The sequence below is a fragment of the Pollutimonas subterranea genome (genome assembly GCF_002849655.1).
In the GTDB taxonomy this organism is placed as follows: domain Bacteria; phylum Pseudomonadota; class Gammaproteobacteria; order Burkholderiales; family Burkholderiaceae_B; genus Pollutimonas; species Pollutimonas subterranea.
The window spans coordinates 1-1,318 of record NZ_PDNW01000056.1 but is presented as its reverse complement, the minus strand read 5'-3'; the positions used below and the strand labels follow the sequence as shown (position 1 = coordinate 1,318).

Genomic DNA, 1,318 nt, shown 5'->3' with positions numbered 1-1,318 from the left:
TGAAGCGCCCCGGGATTTGTAGAGGCTCCAACATCTGAGAGAATGGAGCTATGAAGAAGCAGAACAAGTTTTCCCCCGAGGTGCGTGAGCGCGCTGTGCGCATGGTGCAAGAGCACCGTGGTGAGTATCCATCGTTGTGGGCGACCATCGAATCGATTGCCCCGAAGATTGGCTGTGTACCGCAGACCTTGAACGAGTGGGTGCGCAAGCATGAAGTCGATACCGGCACGCGTGACGGGGTCACCAGCGCCGAACGTGAACGGGTCAAGGAGCTGGAGCGCGAGAACCGGGAGCTGCGTAAGGCCAATGAGATTCTGAAGCTGGCGAGTGCTTTTTTCGCCCAGGCGGAGCTCGACCGCCGATTGAAGTAATCAGACAGTTTATTGATAAGCATCGAGAAGCTTACGGGGTCGAGCCACTTTGCAAGGTCTTGCAGATTGCCCCTTCAGGCTATCGACGTTATGCCGCACAACAGCGCAATCCAGAACTGCTCTGCAACCGCGCCAAGCGTGATGCCTTTCTGATGCCCGAGATTCACCGGGTTTGGGAGCAAAACATGAAGGTTTATGGTGCTGACAAGGTCTGGCGTCAGCTTCACCGCGAGCGACAAGCGGTAGCACGCTGCACGGTCGAGCGATTAATGCGACGTCTTGGTATCCATGGCGCCCGACGCGGGAAGACGGTGCGCACCACTATCTCCGACACTGCGGCTCCGTGCCCGCTGGACCACGTCAATCGCCAATTCAAGGCCGAGCGGCCCAATCAGCTGTGGGTGTCGGATTTTACCTATGTATCGACCTGGCAAGGTTGGCTGTATGTGGCCTTCGTCATCGACGTATTTGCCCGCCGGATTGTCGGCTGGCGCGTCAGCAGTTCCATGCATACCGACTTCGTGCTCGATGCCTTGGAGCAGGCGCTGTATGACCGTCAACCGCAGCAAACCGATGGCCTGGTACACCACAGCGACAGAGGTTCTCAATACGTCAGTATTCGATACACAGAGCGACTCGCTGAGGCCGGTATTGAGCCCTCTGTGGGCAGTCGTGGAGACAGCTACGACAATGCCTTAGCGGAAACTATCAACGGTCTATACAAGGCTGAAGTGATACATCGGCGTGGCCCCTGGAAAACCAAGGCATCCGTGGAATTGGCTACGCTCGAATGGGTCTCGTGGTTCAACCACCATCGCCTGTTGGCTCCTATCGGGTATATTCCACCGGCAGAAGCTGAAGAAAATTATTATCGGCAACTGACTGAAAAGGTCGCTGTCGAGGTCTGACTTAAACCAACCGGCCTCCACGAAAGCCGGGGCGCTTCA

General features: G+C 56.5%; 1 protein-coding gene and 1 other annotated feature. The gene reads left to right on the top strand.

Annotation, left to right across the window (positions count from 1 at the left end; all coding sequences use genetic code 11):
• The first annotated feature begins 50 nt into the window (after positions 1-50).
• A protein-coding gene (locus CR159_RS21300; protein WP_439650596.1) for an IS3 family transposase occupies positions 51-1,279 on the top strand; the annotation gives its coding sequence in 2 pieces (ribosomal slippage) (positions 51-339 and positions 339-1,279; 1,230 coding nt in all).
• Positions 329-445: a sequence feature (AL1L pseudoknot), on the top strand. It overlaps the preceding gene by 117 nt.
• Positions 1,280-1,318: the final 39 nt, after the last annotated feature.